Genomic DNA, 20331 nt, shown 5'->3' with positions numbered 1-20331 from the left:
CATGCCCTGCAAGTCGTCGAGAAATTCCGGCCCTTTTTCCTGATACAGCGCGAGGATCACTTCGCAGTCAGATCCGGTCTGGAACTGATAACGATCGCCATATTCGGCGCGCAGTGCCTGGTGGTTGTAGATTTCACCGTTTACCGCCAGCACATGAGTTTTTTGTTGGTTGTAGAGAGGTTGCGCCCCCGCGTTAACGTCAACAATTGACAGACGTTCGTGGGCGAGAATGGCGTTATCGCTGGCATAAATACCGGACCAGTCCGGGCCACGATGACGCATCAGGCGTGACAGCTCGAGTGCTTTCTTACGCAGCTCAACTGCGTCTGTTTTGATATCGAATACGCCAAAAATTGAACACATAACCTTCTCCGTTAACCTGGTATTTGTTGCTTGTTGTGTTTGCTTGTTTAAAAAAATGCCGCAAAGCAGCACTGTGCGCAAGCGATTTGGCGGTGAAAAAATAAAAAACGTAATGGTGATTGTCGATTGGTGAAAAAAGGTCTGGTGTGAGGATATATTTATTGATGAATCGATAATTTTTGACGGGTTTTATTGAATGGGATGATTTTAATGATGGGTAAAAATAAGAAACCACGTCCGCAGACGTGGTTGCTATTCAGATAACGTCGATTTCAGCGACTGACGGGTAAATCCAGCTTGGGCGGAACGGCATACTGTCGATATCGTCGAGCGATGAAACACCAGAAAGCACCAGAATCGTTTCCAGACCTGCCTGGAAGCCCGCCAGAATGTCGGTGCGCAAGTTATCGCCGACAATCACCGTTTCTTCCGAATGCGCCTGCATTTTGTTTAATGCTGCGCGGATGATCCACGGGCTGGGCTTACCAACATAGAACGGTTTGCGCCCGGAGATTTTCTCAATCCCTGCACACAACGCGCCACAAGCGGGATAAAAACCGCGCCCGTGGGTGTCCGGATTGGTGGCGATAAAACGTGCACCGTTAGCGACGAAATAGGCTGCTTTATGCATCATGTCCCAGTTGTAGGAACGCGTTTCGCCAACAATCACGAAATCAGGGTTCACATCGGTAATAGTGAAACCGGCTTTGTACAGTTCATGAATCAGTGCGCCTTCGCCCACCACATATGCTTTCTTGCCTTCCTGGCGACGCAGGAAATCGGCAGTCGCCATCGCAGAGGTATAAAACACGCTGTCAGGTACATCGACACCTGCGGTGGCAAAGCGGTTCGCCAGATCTTGCCCAGTCTGCGAAGGATAGTTGGTCAGCAACACCAGCGGCAGGCCTTTATCCATAATCCCGTGCAAAAATTCCGCTGCACCCGGTACGGCGACGTTATCGTGCATCAGCACGCCGTCGATATCGCAAATTACATTTTTAATGGTCATGGACTACCCAGAATATTGACAACAATAAGCGCCACTATAAAAGCACATTAATTTTCCAGCAAATGCTGGAGCAAAATACCGTTGAGCATGGCGCGTTTTACCAGCGCAAAAGCGCCGATTGCCGAGCGGTGATCCAGCTCAGAACGTACCACCGGCAGATTAGTGCGAAACGCCTTCAGCGCCTGGGTATTAATGCAGCTTTCAATAGCAGGGAGCAGCACTTTATCGGCTTCGGTGATTTCACCGGCAATAACAATTTTTTGCGGATTAAATAAGTTGATAGCAATGGCGATGGTTTTACCCAGATGACGACCGACATACTCAATTACTTCCGACGCCAGACTATCGCCTTTGTTCGCGGCTTTGCAGATAGTTTTGATGGTGCAGTCGTCCAGCGGCACGCGGCTCTGGTAGCCCTGCTTTAACAGATTCAACACCCGTTGTTCAATGGCAGCGTTGGCGGCGATAGTTTCCAGGCAGCCAAAGTTGCCGCAGTGGCAGCGTTCACCCAGCGGTTCGACCTGAATATGGCCAATATCACCGACGTTGCCGTTGCGGCCAATAAAAATGCGCCCGTTAGAGATGATTCCGGCCCCGGTTCCGCGATGGACACGCACCAGAATGGAGTCTTCGCAATCCTGACTTGCACCGAAGTAGTGCTCCGCCAGCGCCAGACTACGGATATCGTGACCAACGAAACAGGTCACTTTAAAACGTTCTTCCAGTGCTTCTACCAGCCCCCAGTTTTCTACCTGAATATGCGGCATGTAATGAATTTTGCCGCTGTCCGGGTCAACAAGCCCTGGCAGGATCACCGAAATCGCGATCAGCTCGCGCAGTTTGCGCTGGTAGCTATCAATAAACTGAGCAATGGCATTCAACAGGGCATGTTCCAGCGTTTGCTGGGTACGTTCCGGTAGCGGGTAATGTTCTTCTGCCAGCACTTTGCTGCTGAGATCAAACAGGGTGATGGTGGCGTCGTGACGACCAAGCCGTACGCCGATTGCGTGGAAATTGCGGGTTTCGGTGACGATGGAGATAGCGCGGCGGCCCCCGGTGGAGGCCTGCTGATCAACTTCTTTGATCAGCCCGCGTTCGATAAGCTGACGCGTAATTTTGGTTACGCTGGCGGGGGCAAGCTGGCTTTGCTCGGCAATCTGAATCCGCGAGATTGGCCCGTACTGGTCAATCAGGCGATAAACCGCCGCGCTGTTAAGCTGTTTTACGAGATCAACATTACCTATCTGAGCTTGTCCGCCTGGTGTCATACTTTCTCTTATTGAGTTACGACCTCGTTACCGTTAACGATGGTCTTGGTGATTTTAAAATCAGGTGTGAATGCGGTCAGGTTGGCTACTTTACCTGCGGCGAGTGTGCCGAGACGTTTCTCAACGCCAATCGCACGCGCCGGATAGAGCGTCGCCATACGCAGCACTTCATCCAGTGCGATACCGCAATGTTCGACCAGATTACGCACGCCTTCAATCATGGTTAAGGATGAACCGCTTAACGTACCGTTCTCATCCACACAAAGTCCGTTACGGTAGTATATTGTTTTACCCGCAAAAATGAACTGTTCAATGTTGGCACCTGCTGGCGCGGTGGCGTCGGTAACCAGACACAGTTTGTCGCCTTTAAGGCGTTTAGCGTTACGAATGTTGGCGTAATCAACATGCAGGCCATCAGCGATAATACCGCAATAAATGTCAGCTTCGTCGAGGATCGCGCCCGCCAGGCCCGGTTCACGACCGGTAATATACGGCATCGCGTTGTACAGATGGGTGGCAAAGGTAATCCCCGCGCGGAAACCGGCTTTCGCTTCTTTCAACGTCGCGTTGGAGTGACCGGCAGAAACCACAATCCCGGCATTTGCCAGTTTGCTGATGACTTCCGCAGGAACCATTTCCGGTGCCAGGGTCACTTTGGTAATGACGTCGGCGTTTTCACACAGGAAATCGACCAGCGCGGCATCAGGCTTACGCACAAAATTCGGATTATGGGTGCCTTTTTTTACCAGATTCAGCCACGGACCTTCCAGATGCAGACCTAACGCCTGATTCGGATGTTTTGCCAGGTACTCGCGCATAACGCGCACGCCCTGTTTCATCAGCTCATCGCTGGTGGTGATAAGCGTCGGCAGATAGTTAGTACAGCCTGATTTCTCATTGGCTTTCTGCATGATTTCCAGCGTTTCCACGCTGACCGCTTCAGCGGTGTCGTTAAACTGTACGCCGCCGCAGCCGTTTAACTGCACATCGATAAAACCGGGGGAGAGAATGGCCCCGTTCAGTGAACGTTGTTCGATCTCTGGCGGCAGTTCCGCTACCGGACAGACGCTTTTAATCAGGCCATCAGCGATAACAACCGCGTGGTCATCAAGAAATTCGTGGCCGGTAAAGATCCGGCCCTGGGTTAATGCATACATTCTGACCCCCGATTTTAAAAAATATTGCCCTGAGCAAGGAGCCAGGGCAGGGATAACAATTACAGACCTTTGATATTTTCTGCTTCTAATTCATTGAAATATCTTAAAGTCTTAACTTTCAGCTCCATGGTGGAAGGTTCATCGCACACCATGATCGCTTTTGGATGCAGTTGCAGACAGCTGATGGTCCACATGTGGTTCACGCAACCTTCAACTGCAGCCTGCAGTGCCAGTGCTTTCTGGCTACCCAGCACCAGAATCATCACTTCTTCGGCATCCAGCAATGTACCAACACCGACAGTCAGGGCATATTTTGGCACCTGATTGACATCGTTATCAAAGAAACGAGAGTTCGCGACGCGAGTGTCATGAGTCAAGGTTTTGATACGAGTACGAGAAGCCAGAGAAGACGCCGGTTCGTTAAATGCAATATGACCGTCGTTACCTACACCGCCCATAAACAGATGAATTTTTCCGTAAGAACGGATTTTTTCTTCATACTGGCGGCATTCGGCGTCGATATCCGGGGCGTTGCCGTTGAGAAGGTTGATGTTTTCTGCTGGAATATCAACGTGATCGAAGAAATTACGGTGCATAAAGCTGTAGTAGCTTTCCGGATGCTCTTTCGGCAGACCGACATATTCGTCCATGTTGAAGGTGACAACGTGCTTAAAGCTGACCTGGCCTGCTTTATGCATTTCGACTAACGCTTTATAGGTGGTCATCGGCGTGCCGCCAGTCGGCAGGCCCAGAACAAACGGACGATCGGCAGTCGGTTTGAACGCATTGATACGATTGACGATATGGCGAGCAGCCCATTTGCCGACCTGTTCAGCGGTAGTCAGGGGGATCAGTCTCATTATTCACCTCAATAAGTAAAATGTAAGCCGTTGGCGGATTAGGCATCTTTAAGCGTAACCTGGATTTGCGCAGACAGGCGTCAATCCGACCTGATTTTTTGAATGATAAAATAAGTTTTCTGGTTTAGCCAGTAAAAGGGAGTGATGATAACGATATTTGGTGACAAAACTCACAAAAGACACGCGTTTAATTTGCGATACGAATTAAATTTTCACACACTCTGTAGCAGATGATCTAACAATCTGATTACAGAACATCGGCAGTACAATTTGCAGCAAAATAAAAATACGGCTTTAAACGAGCCAAATAGGGTTCTCGTAGGGGGAATAAGATGAATATTTTAGGTTTTTTCCAGCGACTCGGTAGGGCGTTACAGCTCCCTATCGCGGTGCTGCCGGTGGCGGCACTGTTGCTGCGATTCGGTCAGCCAGATTTACTTAACGTTGCGTTTATTGCCCAGGCGGGCGGTGCGATTTTTGATAACCTCGCATTAATCTTCGCCATCGGTGTGGCATCCAGCTGGTCGAAAGACAGCGCAGGTGCGGCGGCGCTGGCGGGTGCGGTAGGTTACTTTGTGTTAACCAAAGCGATGGTGACCATCAACCCAGAAATAAACATGGGTGTACTGGCGGGTATCATTACCGGTCTGGTTGGTGGCGCAGCCTATAACCGTTGGTCCGATATTAAACTGCCGGACTTCCTGAGCTTCTTCGGCGGCAAACGCTTTGTGCCGATTGCCACCGGCTTCTTCTGCCTGGTGCTGGCGGCCATTTTTGGTTACGTCTGGCCGCCGGTACAGCACGCTATCCATGCAGGAGGCGAGTGGATCGTTTCTGCGGGCGCGCTGGGTTCCGGTATCTTTGGTTTCATCAACCGTCTGCTGATCCCAACCGGTCTGCATCAGGTGCTGAACACCATCGCCTGGTTCCAGATTGGTGAATTCACCAACGCGGCGGGTACGGTTTTCCACGGTGATATCAACCGCTTCTATGCCGGTGACGGCACCGCGGGGATGTTCATGTCCGGCTTCTTCCCGATTATGATGTTCGGTCTGCCGGGTGCGGCGCTGGCGATGTACTTCGCAGCACCGAAAGAGCGTCGTCCGATGGTTGGCGGGATGCTGCTTTCTGTTGCTGTTACTGCGTTCCTGACCGGTGTGACTGAGCCGCTGGAATTCCTGTTCATGTTCCTTGCACCGCTGCTGTACCTCCTGCACGCACTGCTGACCGGTATCAGCCTGTTTGTGGCAACACTGCTGGGTATCCATGCTGGCTTCTCTTTCTCTGCGGGGGCTATCGACTACGCGTTGATGTATAACCTGCCGGCCGCCAGCCAGAACGTCTGGATGCTGCTGGTTATGGGTGTTGTCTTCTTCGCTATCTACTTCGTGGTGTTCAGTTTGGTTATCCGCATGTTCAACCTGAAAACGCCGGGTCGTGAAGATAAAGAAGACGAGATCGTTACTGAAGAAGCCAACAGCAACACTGAAGAAGGCCTCAATCAACTGGCGACCAACTATATTGCTGCGGTTGGCGGCACTGACAACCTGAAAGCAATTGACGCCTGTATCACCCGTCTGCGCCTGACCGTGGCTGACTCTGCCCGCGTCAACGATACGATGTGTAAACGTCTGGGTGCTTCTGGTGTAGTGAAACTGAACAAACAGACTATTCAGGTGATTGTTGGCGCGAAAGCAGAATCCATCGGCGATGCGATGAAGAAAGTCGTTGCCCGTGGTCCGGTAGCCGCTGCGTCAGCTGAAGCAACTCCGGCAACTGCCGCGCCTGTAGCAAAACCGCAGGCTGTACCAAACGCGGTATCTATCGCGGAGCTGGTATCGCCGATTACCGGTGATGTCGTGGCACTGGATCAGGTTCCTGACGAAGCATTCGCCAGCAAAGCGGTGGGTGACGGTGTGGCGGTGAAACCGACAGATAAAATCGTCGTATCACCAGCCGCAGGGACAATCGTGAAAATCTTCAACACCAACCACGCGTTCTGCCTGGAAACCGAAAAAGGCGCGGAGATCGTCGTCCATATGGGTATCGACACCGTAGCGCTGGAAGGTAAAGGCTTTAAACGTCTGGTGGAAGAGGGTGCGCAGGTAAGCGCAGGGCAACCGATTCTGGAAATGGATCTGGATTACCTGAACGCTAACGCCCGCTCGATGATTAGCCCGGTGGTTTGCAGCAATATCGACGATTTCAGTGGCTTGATCATTAAAGCTCAGGGCCATGTTGTGGCGGGTCAAACACCGCTGTATGAAATCAAAAAGTAATCTGCTTTATGCCTGATGCGACGCTTGAGCGTCGCATCCAACAATGACAAGCGGTGGAGATCTTCTCTGCCGCTTTTTTTTTTCATCAATCATCCCCATAATCCTTGTTAGATTATCAATTTTAAAAAACTAACAGTTGTCAGCCTGTCCCGCTTATAAGATCATACGCCGTTATACGTTGTTTACGCTTTGAGGAATCCACGATGAGTGAGGCAGAAGCCCGCCCGACTAACTTTATCCGTCAGATCATCGATGAAGATCTGGCCAGTGGTAAGCACACCACAGTACACACCCGTTTCCCGCCGGAGCCGAATGGCTATCTGCATATTGGCCATGCGAAATCTATCTGCCTGAACTTCGGGATCGCCCAGGACTATAAAGGCCAGTGCAACCTGCGTTTCGACGACACTAACCCGGTAAAAGAAGATATCGAGTATGTTGAGTCGATCAAAAACGACGTAGAGTGGTTAGGTTTTCACTGGTCTGGTAACGTCCGTTACTCCTCCGATTATTTTGATCAGCTCCACGCCTATGCGATCGAACTGATCAATAAAGGCCTGGCGTACGTTGATGAACTGACGCCGGAACAGATCCGCGAATACCGCGGCACCCTGACGCAACCGGGTAAAAACAGCCCGTACCGCGACCGCAGCGTTGAAGAGAACCTGGCGCTGTTCGAAAAAATGCGTGCCGGTGGTTTTGAAGAAGGTAAAGCCTGCCTGCGTGCGAAAATCGACATGGCTTCACCGTTTATCGTGATGCGCGATCCGGTGCTGTACCGTATTAAATTTGCTGAACACCACCAGACTGGCAACAAGTGGTGCATCTACCCGATGTACGACTTCACCCACTGCATCAGCGATGCCCTGGAAGGTATTACGCACTCTCTGTGTACGCTTGAGTTCCAGGACAACCGTCGCCTGTACGACTGGGTGCTGGACAACATCACCATTCCTGTTCACCCGCGCCAGTACGAATTCTCGCGCCTGAATCTGGAATACACTGTGATGTCCAAGCGTAAGCTGAACCTGCTGGTGACCGACAAGCACGTTGAAGGCTGGGATGACCCGCGTATGCCGACCATTTCCGGTCTGCGTCGTCGTGGTTACACTGCTGCTTCTATTCGTGAGTTCTGCAAACGCATCGGCGTGACCAAGCAGGACAACACCATTGAGATGGCATCGCTGGAATCCTGCATCCGTGAAGATCTCAACGAAAATGCGCCGCGCGCAATGGCGGTTATCGATCCGGTGAAACTGGTTATCGAAAACTATCAGGGCGAAGGCGAAATGGTCACCATGCCGAACCATCCGAACAAACCGGAAATGGGGAGTCGTCAGGTGCCGTTTAGCGGTGAGATTTGGATCGATCGCGCCGATTTCCGCGAAGAAGCTAACAAGCAGTACAAACGTCTGGTGCTGGGTAAAGAAGTGCGTCTGCGTAATGCTTACGTCATTAAGGCTGAACGCGTGGAGAAAGATGCCGAAGGCAATATCACCACCATCTTCTGTACTTATGACGCCGACACCTTAAGCAAAGATCCGGCAGATGGTCGTAAAGTCAAAGGTGTTATTCACTGGGTGAGCGCGGCACATGCGCTGCCGGTTGAAATCCGTCTGTACGACCGTCTGTTCAGCGTGCCGAACCCTGGTGCTGCGGATGATTTCCTGTCGGTGATTAACCCGGAATCGCTGGTGATCAAACAGGGCTTTGCTGAACCGTCGCTGAAAGATGCGGTTGCGGGTAAAGCATTCCAGTTTGAGCGTGAAGGTTACTTCTGCCTCGACAGCCGCCATTCCACAGCGGAAAAACCGGTATTTAACCGCACCGTTGGGCTGCGTGATACCTGGGCGAAAGTAGGCGAGTAATTTTAAGTTCTACCAGGCCGGGTGAGGCATTTACGTCGCATCCGGCAAGAAATAGCAAACAATCCCAAACGCCGCACTCTGCGGCGTTTTTTCTGCTTTTCTTCGCGAATTAATTCCGCTTCGCAATTTATCCATAAAATAAATTTAAAATCACAAACCATAATTAAATAAAATGTAACCGCTTCCATCTTGCTGGAAATTCACGCATTTATTCTTCTGCAAGCCTTTCAACCGCAAACTTAAGCCTTGTAACAAAAATCATCAAAATATGTGCGGTTGCTCATGTTCTTACATTCTGGTTACAGAAAGAGATTGATAATTCGCGTCGCGAAAAATAGTCTGTTCCTGTAGTCAGCGAGACTTTTCTCAACGCTACTTTTTTAATTTTTATTTTTTCGCTGTTCACCTTTGGTGCAGCAATTTATACGTCAAAGAGGATTAACCCATGCGTACGTTTAGTGGCAAACGTAGTACGCTGGCGCTGGCTATCGCCGGTGTTACAGCAATGTCGGGCTTTATGGCAATGCCGGAGGCTCGCGCCGAAGGATTCATCGACGATTCAACCTTAACCGGCGGTATATATTACTGGCAGCGTGAACGCGACCGTAAAGATGTTACCGACGGCGACAAATACAAAACCAACCTTTCTCACTCCACCTGGAATGCCAACCTCGATTTTCAGTCCGGTTATGCTGCTGATATGTTCGGCCTTGATATTGCTGCGTTTACGGCGATTGAAATGGCGGAAAACGGCGACAGCTCCCACCCGAACGAAATCGCGTTTTCAAAAAGTAATAAAGCCTATGACGAAGACTGGTCCGGCGACAAAAGCGGTATAAGCCTGTATAAAGCTGCGGCCAAATTTAAATACGGTCCGGTTTGGGCGAGGGCAGGTTACATTCAGCCAACTGGTCAAACGCTGTTAGCGCCGCACTGGAGCTTTATGCCAGGTACTTATCAGGGGGCGGAAGCCGGGGCGAATTTTGATTACGGCGATGCTGGTGCCTTGAGTTTCTCCTACATGTGGACCAACGAATACAAAGCGCCGTGGCATCTGGAAATGGATGAGTTTTATCAGAACGATAAAACCACCAAAGTTGATTATCTGCACTCCCTTGGGGCGAAATACGACTTCAAAAATAACTTCGTACTGGAAGCGGCATTTGGTCAGGCGGAAGGGTATATCGATCAATATTTTGCCAAAGCCAGCTACAAATTTGATATCGCCGGTAGCCCGTTAACCACCAGCTACCAGTTCTACGGTACCCGCGATAAAGTTGACGATCGCAGCGTCAACGATCTTTATGACGGCACCGCTTGGCTGCAAGCATTGACCTTTGGTTACCGGGCGGCTGACGTAGTGGATTTGCGCCTTGAAGGCACCTGGGTTAAGGCTGACGGTCAGCAGGGATACTTCCTGCAACGTATGACTCCAACCTACGCTTCCTCGAACGGTCGCCTGGATATCTGGTGGGATAACCGTTCCGACTTCAACGCTAACGGAGAAAAAGCGGTCTTCTTCGGTGCGATGTATGACCTGAAAAACTGGAATCTTCCAGGCTTCGCCATCGGCGCTTCCTACGTTTACGCATGGGATGCTAAACCTGCGACCTGGCAGAGCAATCCGGATGCGTACTACGACAAAAACCGGACTATTGAAGAGTCTGCCTACAGCCTGGATGCGGTCTACACCATTCAGGACGGCCGCGCCAAAGGCACGATGTTCAAACTGCACTTCACCGAATACGACAACCACTCTGACATCCCAAGCTGGGGCGGCGGTTACGGTAACATCTTCCAGGATGAGCGTGACGTGAAATTTATGGTAATCGCACCATTCACCATCTTCTGATGCCCGACGCGGCAGGTTTTGTGCCTGCCGCACGTTTGAGGAATTTGCTATGAAAAAACTGATTCTCATCGCCATGATGGCATCGGGGCTGGTAGCTTGTGCGCAATCAACCGCGCCACAGGAAGACAGTCGTCTGAAAGAGGCATACAGCGCCTGTATCAACACCGCACAAGGTTCGCCAGAAAAAATTGAAGCCTGCCAGAGCGTGTTAAACGTGCTGAAGAAAGAAAAACAACATCAGCAGTTTGCCGACCAGGAAAGTGTACGCGTACTGGATTATCAGCAGTGTCTGCGCGCAACGCAAACCGGTAATGACCAGGCGGTGAAAGCCGATTGTGATAAAGTTTGGCAGGAAATTCGCAGTAATAACAAATAAGTGAGAGCTGTAACTCTCGCTTTTCTTATTTCCCTTGCATAAAAAAGCCAACCCGCAGGTTGGCTTTTCTCGTTCAGGCTGGCTTATTTGCCTTCGTGCGCGTGCTCATCTTCGCGGCAATCGCCTTCGGCACAGTGACCGTAAAGATAGAGACTGTGGTTAGTCAGGCGAATGCCATGTTTTGCGGCAATTTCACGCTGACGCGCTTCGATGGAATCATCACTAAATTCGATAACCTTGCCGCAGTCGAGGCAAATCAGGTGATCGTGGTGATGTTGCTGTGTCAGTTCAAATACGGATTTACCGCCTTCAAAATTGTGGCGGGTGACGATACCAGCGTCGTCAAACTGGTTCAGTACGCGATATACCGTAGCCAGACCAATTTCTTCACCCATATCGATCAGACGTTTGTATAAATCTTCCGCACTGACGTGATGGTTGTCCGGCTCCTGAAGAACTTCCAGGATTTTTAAACGTGGAAGCGTTACTTTCAGGCCAGCTTTCTTTAGGGCGGTATTGTTATCAGTCATGCGGAATCTGTCCTGTTACTAAGCGGTTCACTTCATTAGAAGAAGTGACAGAATTTGCTCTTGAGATAATGCGTATCATTATAGAATTGCCACGCCTAAATGAAAACCACAAGTCCCTGGCAAATATTGTTAATAAAAACGTGGCACAGCTTACATTTACAACGGCAAGGCCACTTGAACACCGGGACATTGTACAGGTACAACAGCAAAAGTTACAAATTTGTAGCAATTATTTTGATTGGCATTATCTATTAATACGGCGTAGACATGAGTCTACGCCGCATCACATCAGGCATTAAGAATTTCGTCGAGATGCAACTCTTCAGAAATCTGTTTAACCCATTTTTCTACACGTTCAGCGGTCAGTTCCGGCTGACGGTCTTCGTCGATAGCCAGACCGACAAAGTGGTCGTCATCTGCCAGACCTTTTGATGCTTCGAAATGATAGCCCGCAGTTGGCCAGTGACCAACGATGGTTGCACCGCGCGGTTCAATGATGTCGCGGATGGTGCCCAATGCGTCGCAGAAATATTCGGCGTAATCTTCCTGGTCACCACAACCAAACAGCGCAACCAGTTTGCCGTTGAAATCAATCTCTTCGAGAGTCGGGAAGAAGTCATCCCAGTCACACTGCGCTTCGCCGTAATACCAGGTTGGGATGCCCAGCAGCAGAATGTCATAAGCTTCCAGATCTTCTTTGCTGCTTTTTGCAATGTCATGGACATCGGCAACGTCTTTACCAAGCTGTTTTTGAATCATTTTTGCGATATTTTCGGTATTACCGGTGTCGCTGCCGAAAAAGATGCCAGTGATAGCCATGAGTGAAATAACCTCTTGAAACTTATTGAAATGGGGGTGGAAAATTGCCCACGGATAAAGGCAATCATAGCAGAACAGGCAGTCTTGCGGAATCAGCAAACGAGCAGGACTGCACACTGTGCTACATGAAAGTGGAAATTTAAACGATGCCCTGACTACGCAGCGCCGCCAGTTGCTGCATTAACATCTCTTCGATCAGTTCGCTACGGCTCATATTGCGCGACTCCGCCAGCTCGTTCAGCGCCTCGACAGCTTCCGCGTTCAGCTTCAGTTCGACACGCTTAAGGCCACGTACTTTGTCGCGTTTTAGCTGGTTGCGTTTATTAATACGCAGCTGTTCATCGCGCGAAAGCGGATTAGTTTTCGGTCGTCCCGGTCGACGCTCGTGCGCGAACAGATCTAATGTCGTACGGTCCGTTTGTTCTTTGGCCATGATCTTGGTGACTTCGGGGGAAACAATCAGCCAGGCCTCTGCCCGGATGGATAGCGCGCCATAATACATCAGCGCGATGAGTCACGCCAACGCCCACGCGCGGAAAGCGACGCGGACGCTGGGTTTTTAATCAGTTGCGTTAATCATTGAGATAGCGACGGATAGCGCGTAATACCGCATCCGGTTTTTCAGCATGGACCCAGTGACCCGCGCCTGCAATCACATGCGCCCGTGCCTGTGGAAATTGTGCCAGTAAATCATCACGGTACTGCTCGCTAACATACGGAGAATTGCCGCCAGGGATAAACAGGGCAGGGTGATCCCATGCCGGGATTTTCTCCCAACCCACAATATGCGGATACTGATCCCACAATACCGGCACGTTAAAGCGCCACTCCCCGTCAACAAAAGATTTCAACAGAAACTGAATCACCCCTTCTTCATTAAGATGCTGGCGCATTATTGCTGCTGCTTGCTGGCGAGTTTGTGCGTCCGATTCACTGACCGCGTTGATAGCTGCGAAAATCTCATCATGACGGCGTACGTGATAGTCGACCGGCGCGATGTCAATCGCCACCAGTTTATCGATGCGATCGGGGGCCAGTGCAGTAAGTGCCATTACCGCTTTACCGCCCATGGAGTGACCGATAAATGTTGCTTTGTCGATCTGCAGTGCATCCAGGGTATCAACAAGATCCTGCGCCATCGCCGGGTAATTCATTACCGGCTCTCTCGGTGAAAGACCGTGGTTACGCATATCAACCTGGATGATATTGTGATCGTTTACCAGATCGCGAGCCAGTACGCCAAGGTTGTCGAGGCTACCAAACAGACCATGGACAAGAACGATGGGAGAATTATTGTGCTGGTTTTGTGCAGTTTGCGCGCGGATATTCAATTTCATGGCAAAGTTCTTTTTTTCGCGTTGTCGGGTTAGGGTATTATGTTGACCATTGTGCCACAGGGCTGCAACAAATAAGGTTTATTCCGAGTTTTTCTGCAAGCCAGGCTTGACGCTATCCGCTGCCGGGATTTATTCATATACTCCTGGCGACTTGTATTCAGCTAAGACACTGCACTGGATTAAGATGAAAACGATTGAAGTTGATGATGAACTCTACAGCTATATTGCCAGCCACACTAAGCATATCGGCGAGAGCGCATCCGACATTTTACGGCGTATGTTGAAATTTTCCGCCGCATCACAGCCTGCTGCTCCGGTGACGAAAGAGGTTCGCGTTGCGTCACCTGCTATCGTCGAAGCGAAGCCGGTCAAAACGATTAAAGACAAGGTTCGCGCAATGCGTGAACTTCTGCTTTCGGACGAATACGCAGAGCAAAAGCGAGCGGTCAATCGCTTTATGCTGCTGTTGTCTACACTATATTCTCTTGACGCCCAGGCGTTTGCCGAAGCAACGGAATCGTTGCACGGTCGTACACGCGTTTACTTTGCGGCAGATGAACAAACGCTGCTGAAAAATGGTAATCAGACCAAGCCGAAACATGTGCCAGGCACGCCGTATTGGGTGATCACCAACACCAACACCGGCCGTAAATGCAGCATGATCGAACACATCATGCAGTCGATGCAATTCCCGGCGGAATTGATTGAGAAGGTTTGCGGAACTATCTAAAACGTTGCAGACAAAGGACAAAGCAATGGCAATCCACAATCGTGCAGGCCAACCTGCACAACAGAGTGATTTGATTAACGTCGCCCAACTGACGGCGCAATATTATGTACTGAAACCAGAAGCAGGGAATGCGGAGCACGCGGTGAAATTCGGTACTTCCGGTCACCGTGGCAGTGCAGCGCGCCACAGCTTTAACGAGCCGCACATTCTGGCGATCGCTCAGGCAATTGCTGAAGAACGTGCGAAAAACGGCATCACTGGCCCTTGCTATGTGGGTAAAGATACTCACGCCCTGTCCGAGCCTGCGTTCATTTCCGTACTGGAAGTGCTGGCAGCGAACGGCGTTGATGTCATTGTGCAGGAAAACAATGGCTTCACTCCGACGCCTGCCGTTTCCAATGCCATCCTGGTTCACAATAAAAAAGGTGGCCCGCTGGCAGACGGTATCGTGATTACACCGTCCCATAACCCGCCGGAAGATGGTGGTATCAAGTACAATCCGCCAAATGGTGGCCCGGCTGATACTAACGTCACCAAAGTGGTGGAAGACAGGGCCAACGCACTGATGGCCGATGGCCTGAAAGGCGTGAAGCGTATCTCCCTCGACGAAGCGATGGCATCCGGTCATGTGAAAGAGCAGGATCTGGTGCAGCCGTTCGTGGAAGGGCTGGCCGATATCGTTGATATGGCGGCGATTCAGAAAGCGGGCCTGACGCTGGGCGTTGATCCGTTGGGCGGTTCCGGTATCGAATACTGGAAGCGCATTGGCGAGTATTACAACCTCAACCTGACCATCGTTAACGATCAGGTCGATCAAACCTTCCGCTTTATGCACCTCGATAAAGACGGTGCGATCCGTATGGACTGCTCCTCCGAGTGTGCGATGGCGGGTCTGCTGGCACTGCGTGATAAGTTCGATCTGGCGTTTGCTAACGACCCGGATTATGACCGTCACGGTATCGTCACTCCGGCAGGTTTGATGAATCCGAACCACTACCTGGCGGTGGCGATCAACTACCTGTTCCAGCATCGTCCGCAGTGGGGCAAAGATGTTGCTGTCGGTAAAACGCTGGTTTCTTCTGCGATGATCGACCGTGTGGTCAATGACTTGGGCCGTAAGCTGGTAGAAGTACCGGTAGGTTTCAAATGGTTTGTTGATGGTCTGTTCGACGGCAGCTTCGGCTTTGGCGGCGAAGAGAGCGCAGGGGCTTCCTTCCTGCGTTTCGACGGCACGCCGTGGTCCACCGACAAAGACGGCATCATTATGTGTCTGCTGGCGGCGGAAATCACCGCTGTCACCGGTAAGAACCCGCAGGAACACTACAACGAACTGGCAAAACGCTTTGGTGCGCCGAGCTACAACCGTTTGCAGGCAGCTGCGACTTCCGCACAAAAAGCGGCGCTGTCTAAGCTGTCTCCGGAAATGGTGAGCGCCAGCACCCTGGCAGGTGACCCGATCACCGCGCGCCTGACTGCTGCTCCGGGCAACGGTGCTTCTATTGGCGGTCTGAAAGTGATGACTGACAACGGCTGGTTCGCCGCGCGTCCGTCAGGCACGGAAGACGCATATAAGATCTACTGCGAAAGCTTCCTCGGTGAAGAACATCGCAAGCAGATTGAGAAAGAAGCGGTTGAGATTGTTAGCGAAGTTCTGAAAAACGCGTAAACACATTTAATAAAAAAAGGGCGGTCGCAAGATCGCCCTTTTTTACTTTGCTTTTTTAACCGTGTTTATTTTTCAGTTCAAAGCGTGGTGATACCAGACCATACAGTGTCCAACCAAGGAAGGTCACGATGGAACCGTACAGCATGGCTTCTTCCCCGGATGAGTACAGCGCATAAAAGCTATACATCGCGCCAACAAAAGCAACAAAGTTTGCAACTTTCGCTTTTGAGGGGGGCACATTAGCGACCTTCTGAATAATGACTAATGCCGCCATTGACAGAATATACGGAATGATATTGGTCACCACGGCCAGGTTAACCAGCACGTTGAACTGACTGTTTAGCGACGGGCTAATCGTCATCAGCGCCAACCCGCTCTGGATAATCACAATGGTCAACATTCCCTGCACCGGTGCATCCACTTTGGTTACACGGGAGAAAATTTTAGGGAAGTAGCCTTCATCAGATGAAGATTTAAACACCTGGGCAATGGTGAACTGCCAGCCAAGCAGCGAACCGCAGCAGGACATCACCATCAGCGCCATAATGACTTTACCCACTTCTGGTGTGAACATCTGTGCGAAGGCCAGGCCAAATGGTGCCGTTGAATTTGCCAGCTCCATATTAGGCACAATCCCTGCAATCACGTTGGTGGAGACGATATAAATCACCGCCGCACCTAACGTACCGCCGAGTACCGCGATTGGCACATTACGTTCCGGGTTTTCCACTACATCAGTATTCGCACACGCAGACTCCAGACCGAGAAAAGCCCACAGCGTCATAGCGATGGAAGAACCTACTGCACTGAAGAACGGTGCATGATGCGGATTCCAGGAATCAACGTAAAGCGTCGGGCTAAACCAGAACCAGCCGATAATGCACAGGCCTACCACCGGAATAATGACCCCCCACACGGTAATGCTACTGATTTGCCCGGTAATGCGCGCACCACCAAAGTTAGCCACGGTACAAATCCACAGCACCCCGATGGTCGCAAGACCAATCTGCACTGGCGACAAACTCGCGCCGAGCAGTTCGGTGCCGTAACCAACCGCCGAAATAGCAATCGCGACGTTAGCAATCAGCAGCGAGACGCCGTAGGTATAGTTCGCCATAAAGTTACCGGATTTACCGAAAGCATACTCCGCATAACCGCCCATACCGCCTGATTTACGGCTGAACATACCGCATTTTGCGAATGCCCATGCCAGTGCCATTGAGCCTACGGCTGTCACCAGCCAGGAGATAATTGAAATTGTCCCAACTTCGGCAAGCTTTGTCGGCAGCATGATGATACCGGAGCCCATCATGTTGACCATCGTCAGTATGGTTAACTGAACGACGCCCATTTTGTTCGATTTAGCCTGACTCATAATTTTTCCCCTTTCAACAGGGTGCTTTGCGCATCACGAGGCTTGATGACATAGCACCAAACTTGCTTACGACCATCATGTTCTTCGATATAGACACCCTGAAGCTCCGGTGCAAAACCTGGCAACAGGTTGATCCCTTCTTCCAGAGCGCTGAAGTAACGCAGAACAGCACCACCCCAGATTTCACCCGGAACAACGCACAGCACACCCGGAGGATAAGGAAGCGCACCTTCGGCAGCGATACGGCCTTCTGCATCCGGCAGACGAACCAGCTCCACTTCACCGCGTAAATAGGCGTAGTTGGCTTCTTGCGGATTCATGCTTACGCGTGGGAAGTGTTCCTTACGGAACATCTCTTTTTGCAGTTGTTTCACGTTGTGACGGGCATACAAATCATGCATTTCTTGACACAACTGACGCAGGGTATAACCGGCGTAGCGCTCTTCATGCTGTTTGTAGATGGAAGGCAGCACTTCTGCTAATGGCGCGTCGGACTCAAGCAGTTTTTCGAAGCGTACCAGCAGGGCAACAAGTTGCTGAAGCTTGGCCATATCTTCTGCCGGAGTCAGCAGGAAGAGGATGGAGTTAAGATCGCATTTTTCCGGCACTACGCCATTTTCGCGCAGGAAGTTAGCAAGAATCGTCGCGGGTACACCGAACGCTTCATATTCGCCGTTACGTGCATCAATACCTGGGGTTGTCAGCAACAGTTTGCAAGGATCGACAAAGTATTGATTCTCTGCATAGCCTTCAAAAGAATGCCAGTGTTCCCCTGGTACAAACTGGAAGAAGCGCAGATCAACCGCAATTTGCGCTGTTTCATACGACTGCCAGGGTTTACCATCCACCAGTTCAGGTACGAACGGACGAATATGCTGACAGTTATCGAGGATCAGTTTGCGGGCATTAATGCCATTTACCACACAATCCATCCACATATTACGACCGCTGACACCTTCATGCATTTTGGCGTTGATATCCAGTGCGGCAAACAGCGGATAGAACGGGCTGGTGGAGGCGTGCATCATAAAGGCGTTGTTCATGCGTTTGTGCGGTACATAACGCTGTTGCCCTTTGATGTGGCTGTCTTTTTTATGGATTTGTGAAGTTTGAGAAAAACCAGCCTGCTGTTTATGTACGGATTGCGTAACCAGAATACCCGGATCGTTCTCATTAAGATCCAGCAACAGCGGCGAACAGTCAGCCATCATCGGGATAAATTGCTCATAGCCAACCCATGCGGAGTCAAACAGAATGTAGTCACACAGATGACCAATTTTATCCACCACCTGACGGGCGTTATAAATCGTACCGTCGTAAGTGCCTAGCTGAATAACGGCGAGGCGGAAAGGACGAGCCTCTTTTGCCCGCTGCGGTGCAACTTCTGTAATCAGCTCACGCAGGTAACTTTCTTCAAAACAGTGAGCGTCAATACCACCGATAAAACCATACGGGTTACGTGCGGTTTCCAGATAAACCGGTGTCGCGCCAGCCTGTAGCAACGCACCGTGGTGGTTAGATTTATGGTTATTGCGGTCAAACAACACCAGATCGCCCGGCGTCAGCAATGCGTTTAAGACCACTTTATTAGAAGATGAAGTACCGTTTAAAACGAAATAGGTTTTATCGGCATTAAAGACTTTAGCCGCATGCTGTTGTGCAATACATGGCGCACCTTCATGAATCAGCAGATCGCCCATTGCTACGTCAGCATTACACAAGTCAGAGCGGAAGAGCATTTCGCCAAAGTATTCCACGAACTGATTGCCTGCCGGATGGCGACGGAAAAACTCACCCCCCTGATGACCAGGGCAGTCAAAAGCACTATTGCCCTGATTAACATAATCGACCAGTGCGCGGAAGAAGGGCGGGCGCAGTTGCGTTTCATAATGGCTGGCAGCGGTTTCTAACTGACGTCCATAAAACTCTTTACGTGATTCGCAATGTTCGAAGACACCAGAAATACGTGGCAGATATTCTGCGGGTACACGTTCTTCATTTTCCGTTGCAATAAAAACAGGAATGTCATAGCCAGTAGCGTCTATTTCATCGAGTTTTCCACGTTCAACATCACTGACTGATAAAATAATGGCGGCAACGTCAATATAATTACTTTCGTCTATATTCACGCATGCACGATGAGTGGAAAAACAATCAGGGCAAGAACGACTAACGGCAATTTTTAATTCTGACATTTTGTTCATCTCTTTATTTCAGGTAATAGCAGGTCCTCAATTTCTCAAAGGAGAAATCGATCACGCCGGAAAAAAAGCAAAGCTCCACCGCTGATAAATAAATCAGTAGTTTGCTTTTTGCAGATGCAATAACCCAGACCAGCCCGGTAACTGGCTATACTCGTCATACCTCAAGTTGCAAGTGCTGCGACTCGAATTATTTAGAGTTTAAAAGGGTTAGCAGTATATGAGCACCGAGGAATACAGGTATTAACCTGTAATGCTTAAAGTCAGGGAGACCTGTACGTTGGGGTGCCCTTTAGTCAGAAGACTAGCGGGCATTAAAGAAATGAAAGTCAAAACTATTACGATGGGCAAACTTCATGATATGGGTTGTCCGCCTTATATGAGGCATTAAGCGGTTATTATTTTCCATTTACCTTTACCTCTTGCTGTGTCAGTTGAAGGTAGAGTTATTCTATCCATGAAATGGCTATAATCTGTGAAGAAGATCAAAAAAAAACGATCATACCCCAAATAATAAATCATTAATTATGAATAGCGCCATATTAGATGCTGTTTTGTTATTTAAATGTTGTAATTTTGTGTTTTATATTTGCGTTAAGAAATTAAACCTGCCAAATAATAATATTTTTGGCAGGTTTAAT

General features: G+C 50.1%; 19 protein-coding genes and 1 pseudogene. 6 read left to right on the top strand and 14 right to left on the bottom strand.

The window, feature by feature from the left end; genetic code table 11:
- The 5 genes and pseudogenes from asnB to nagB all read right to left on the bottom strand — a co-directional run.
- Positions 1 to 363 (bottom strand): annotated as a pseudogene (asnB, locus tag QZF50_RS16075) (asparagine synthase B); the annotation flags it as partial.
- Positions 364 to 619: 256 nt separating this feature from the next.
- Entirely contained in the window at positions 620 to 1372 is a 753-nt protein-coding gene (nagD, locus tag QZF50_RS16070; RefSeq protein WP_000153129.1) for a ribonucleotide monophosphatase NagD, read from the bottom strand.
- A gap of 47 nt (positions 1373 to 1419) precedes the next feature.
- Entirely contained in the window at positions 1420 to 2640 is a 1221-nt protein-coding gene (gene nagC, locus QZF50_RS16065) for a DNA-binding transcriptional regulator NagC (protein ID WP_290388911.1), read from the bottom strand.
- An 8-nt stretch (positions 2641 to 2648) separates the two neighbouring features.
- Complete coding sequence (gene nagA / locus QZF50_RS16060) at positions 2649 to 3797, bottom strand: N-acetylglucosamine-6-phosphate deacetylase (protein ID WP_000271153.1); 1149 nt, start codon at positions 3795 to 3797, stop codon at positions 2649 to 2651.
- Between the two features lie 59 nt (positions 3798 to 3856).
- On the bottom strand, positions 3857 to 4657 hold the full coding sequence (gene nagB, locus QZF50_RS16055) for a glucosamine-6-phosphate deaminase (RefSeq protein WP_001237072.1): 801 nt from the start codon (positions 4655 to 4657) through the stop codon (positions 3857 to 3859).
- Positions 4658 to 4989: 332 nt separating this feature from the next.
- On the opposite strand from nagB, the gene nagE reads away from it, so the two are divergent.
- The 4 genes from nagE to chiQ all read left to right on the top strand — a co-directional run bounded on the left by nagE (position 4990) and on the right by chiQ (position 11032).
- On the top strand, positions 4990 to 6936 hold the full coding sequence (gene nagE, locus QZF50_RS16050; protein WP_001023104.1) for a PTS N-acetyl glucosamine transporter subunit IIABC: 1947 nt from the start codon (positions 4990 to 4992) through the stop codon (positions 6934 to 6936).
- Between the two features lie 203 nt (positions 6937 to 7139).
- On the top strand, positions 7140 to 8804 hold the full coding sequence (glnS, locus tag QZF50_RS16045) for a glutamine--tRNA ligase (protein WP_001287154.1): 1665 nt from the start codon (positions 7140 to 7142) through the stop codon (positions 8802 to 8804).
- Positions 8805 to 9249: 445 nt separating this feature from the next.
- Positions 9250 to 10656 (top strand): chitoporin, encoded by a 1407-nt coding sequence (chiP, locus tag QZF50_RS16040; RefSeq protein WP_001258839.1) that lies wholly within the window; start codon positions 9250 to 9252, stop codon positions 10654 to 10656.
- Positions 10657 to 10705: 49 nt separating this feature from the next.
- Complete coding sequence (gene chiQ, locus QZF50_RS16035; RefSeq protein ID WP_000733592.1) at positions 10706 to 11032, top strand: ChiQ/YbfN family lipoprotein; 327 nt, start codon at positions 10706 to 10708, stop codon at positions 11030 to 11032.
- An 83-nt stretch (positions 11033 to 11115) separates the two neighbouring features.
- Here chiQ and fur read toward each other — a convergent pair whose 3' ends face one another.
- The 5 genes from fur to ybfF form a co-directional block, all read right to left on the bottom strand.
- A complete protein-coding gene (gene fur, locus QZF50_RS16030) occupies positions 11116 to 11562 on the bottom strand; it encodes a ferric iron uptake transcriptional regulator (RefSeq protein WP_000131702.1) in 447 nt (148 codons plus the stop codon).
- A complete protein-coding gene (gene uof / locus QZF50_RS16025; RefSeq protein ID WP_001406816.1) occupies positions 11555 to 11641 on the bottom strand; it encodes a fur leader peptide in 87 nt (28 codons plus the stop codon). The genes fur and uof overlap by 8 nt, the downstream gene beginning before the upstream one ends.
- 209 nt (positions 11642 to 11850) lie before the next feature.
- The gene (fldA, locus tag QZF50_RS16020) at positions 11851 to 12381 is read right to left on the bottom strand and encodes a flavodoxin FldA (RefSeq protein ID WP_001018618.1); all 531 of its coding nucleotides are present in this window, start codon (positions 12379 to 12381) and stop codon (positions 11851 to 11853) included.
- Positions 12382 to 12520: 139 nt separating this feature from the next.
- Complete coding sequence (ybfE, locus tag QZF50_RS16015; protein ID WP_001300829.1) at positions 12521 to 12814, bottom strand: LexA regulated protein; 294 nt, start codon at positions 12812 to 12814, stop codon at positions 12521 to 12523.
- A 139-nt stretch (positions 12815 to 12953) separates the two neighbouring features.
- Positions 12954 to 13718, bottom strand: a complete 765-nt coding sequence (gene ybfF, locus QZF50_RS16010; RefSeq protein WP_000773301.1) for an esterase — start codon at positions 13716 to 13718, stop codon at positions 12954 to 12956.
- Positions 13719 to 13902: 184 nt separating this feature from the next.
- On the opposite strand from ybfF, the gene seqA reads away from it, so the two are divergent.
- Positions 13903 to 14448 (top strand): replication initiation negative regulator SeqA, encoded by a 546-nt coding sequence (gene seqA, locus QZF50_RS16005; RefSeq protein WP_000848387.1) that lies wholly within the window; start codon positions 13903 to 13905, stop codon positions 14446 to 14448.
- A gap of 25 nt (positions 14449 to 14473) precedes the next feature.
- Positions 14474 to 16114 carry a phosphoglucomutase (alpha-D-glucose-1,6-bisphosphate-dependent) gene (gene pgm / locus QZF50_RS16000; RefSeq protein ID WP_001295675.1) on the top strand — a complete coding sequence of 547 codons (1641 nt, stop codon included), beginning with the start codon at positions 14474 to 14476 and terminating at the stop codon, positions 16112 to 16114.
- A 55-nt stretch (positions 16115 to 16169) separates the two neighbouring features.
- Here pgm and potE read toward each other — a convergent pair whose 3' ends face one another.
- From potE to QZF50_RS23735, 4 genes are all read right to left on the bottom strand, one after another.
- On the bottom strand, positions 16170 to 17489 hold the full coding sequence (potE, locus tag QZF50_RS15995; protein ID WP_000075845.1) for a putrescine-ornithine antiporter: 1320 nt from the start codon (positions 17487 to 17489) through the stop codon (positions 16170 to 16172).
- The gene (gene speF / locus QZF50_RS15990; RefSeq protein WP_001297242.1) at positions 17486 to 19684 is read right to left on the bottom strand and encodes an ornithine decarboxylase SpeF; all 2199 of its coding nucleotides are present in this window, start codon (positions 19682 to 19684) and stop codon (positions 17486 to 17488) included. Before speF ends, potE begins: the two co-directional genes overlap by 4 nt.
- A gap of 310 nt (positions 19685 to 19994) precedes the next feature.
- The gene (speFL, locus tag QZF50_RS15985) at positions 19995 to 20099 is read right to left on the bottom strand and encodes a leader peptide SpeFL (RefSeq protein WP_001312672.1); all 105 of its coding nucleotides are present in this window, start codon (positions 20097 to 20099) and stop codon (positions 19995 to 19997) included.
- A complete protein-coding gene (locus tag QZF50_RS23735; protein WP_073519744.1) occupies positions 20078 to 20212 on the bottom strand; it encodes a TonB-dependent receptor in 135 nt (44 codons plus the stop codon). The genes speFL and QZF50_RS23735 overlap by 22 nt, the downstream gene beginning before the upstream one ends.
- Positions 20213 to 20331: the final 119 nt, after the last annotated feature.

The organism is uncultured Escherichia sp., assembly GCF_948475835.1.
In the GTDB taxonomy this organism is placed as follows: Bacteria; Pseudomonadota; Gammaproteobacteria; order Enterobacterales; family Enterobacteriaceae; genus ECMA0423.
Note: the sequence above shows the minus strand (reverse complement) of the source record. Positions and strands in the feature narration are given on the sequence as shown.

Coding starts and splice junctions, on each gene's coding strand:
- chiP (WP_001258839.1), top strand. CDS start 9,250: ATGCGTACGTTTAGTGGCAAACGTAGTACGCTGGCGCTGGCTATCGCC.
- nagC (WP_290388911.1), bottom strand. CDS start 2,640: ATGACACCAGGCGGACAAGCTCAGATAGGTAATGTTGATCTCGTAAAA.
- ybfF (WP_000773301.1), bottom strand. CDS start 13,718: ATGAAATTGAATATCCGCGCGCAAACTGCACAAAACCAGCACAATAAT.
- speF (WP_001297242.1), bottom strand. CDS start 19,684: ATGTCAGAATTAAAAATTGCCGTTAGTCGTTCTTGCCCTGATTGTTTT.
- nagE (WP_001023104.1), top strand. CDS start 4,990: ATGAATATTTTAGGTTTTTTCCAGCGACTCGGTAGGGCGTTACAGCTC.
- nagB (WP_001237072.1), bottom strand. CDS start 4,657: ATGAGACTGATCCCCCTGACTACCGCTGAACAGGTCGGCAAATGGGCT.
- ybfE (WP_001300829.1), bottom strand. CDS start 12,814: ATGGCCAAAGAACAAACGGACCGTACGACATTAGATCTGTTCGCGCAC.
- potE (WP_000075845.1), bottom strand. CDS start 17,489: ATGAGTCAGGCTAAATCGAACAAAATGGGCGTCGTTCAGTTAACCATA.
- seqA (WP_000848387.1), top strand. CDS start 13,903: ATGAAAACGATTGAAGTTGATGATGAACTCTACAGCTATATTGCCAGC.
- fur (WP_000131702.1), bottom strand. CDS start 11,562: ATGACTGATAACAATACCGCCCTAAAGAAAGCTGGCCTGAAAGTAACG.
- speFL (WP_001312672.1), bottom strand. CDS start 20,099: ATGGAAAATAATAACCGCTTAATGCCTCATATAAGGCGGACAACCCAT.
- glnS (WP_001287154.1), top strand. CDS start 7,140: ATGAGTGAGGCAGAAGCCCGCCCGACTAACTTTATCCGTCAGATCATC.
- chiQ (WP_000733592.1), top strand. CDS start 10,706: ATGAAAAAACTGATTCTCATCGCCATGATGGCATCGGGGCTGGTAGCT.
- QZF50_RS23735 (WP_073519744.1), bottom strand. CDS start 20,212: ATGATTTATTATTTGGGGTATGATCGTTTTTTTTTGATCTTCTTCACA.
- uof (WP_001406816.1), bottom strand. CDS start 11,641: ATGATACGCATTATCTCAAGAGCAAATTCTGTCACTTCTTCTAATGAA.
- fldA (WP_001018618.1), bottom strand. CDS start 12,381: ATGGCTATCACTGGCATCTTTTTCGGCAGCGACACCGGTAATACCGAA.
- pgm (WP_001295675.1), top strand. CDS start 14,474: ATGGCAATCCACAATCGTGCAGGCCAACCTGCACAACAGAGTGATTTG.
- nagD (WP_000153129.1), bottom strand. CDS start 1,372: ATGACCATTAAAAATGTAATTTGCGATATCGACGGCGTGCTGATGCAC.
- nagA (WP_000271153.1), bottom strand. CDS start 3,797: ATGTATGCATTAACCCAGGGCCGGATCTTTACCGGCCACGAATTTCTT.